1 protein-coding gene is annotated in these 512 nt (G+C 60.2%); it reads left to right on the forward strand.

The features are described 5' to 3' along the window. Nucleotides 1-409: hypothetical protein (locus tag ACSIH6_RS39440; RefSeq protein ID WP_435114012.1), on the forward strand; the 409-nt coding region annotated here is incomplete at its 5' end. Between the last annotated feature and the right edge of the window lie 103 nt (nucleotides 410-512).

The raw sequence follows: 512 nt of genomic DNA on the forward strand, positions 1-512 counted from the left end.
ACGCTTCGAAATGACCCGCTCGGAGGAGCGTGTCAACTATCCGCTGGCCATTGTCGTGATAGCTCAGGAGCAGGTCGAGATCTCCGTTCAGTACGACCCCGGGCGCTTGGACGGGGAAGCGATCGAACGCATGCTCGCTCATCTCCAGAGTGTGTGCGCGCAGATTGTCCGTGAGCCGCAGGCACGGCTGGGCGAGGTCACCGTCCTCACGGAGGAGGAACGACGACAGGTCCTCCGCCAGGGGAGCTCGGCGACCCAGGAGACGACGGTCGATGCCGACTTCGATCTGGTCGCATTCGCCACGGAAATTACATCCGCCGAAGAGCGGGAACTCCTTGAACAACTCGTCGCAGAGGTTCAGGGAATTTCGCCGAGTGATCTTCAGTCCCCAGAAGACCGAGACGAGTGAAGCATTATGAGCGATATTCTTTCTCAGCTTGAGAACCTGTCTCCTGAGCAGCAGGATCTGCTGCGTCGCCGACTCCAGCAGGCCAAGCGGCAGCAGGAGACAC

Source organism: Nocardiopsis synnemataformans (assembly GCF_965343085.1).
GTDB lineage: Bacteria > Actinomycetota > Actinomycetes > Streptosporangiales > Streptosporangiaceae > Nocardiopsis > Nocardiopsis alborubida.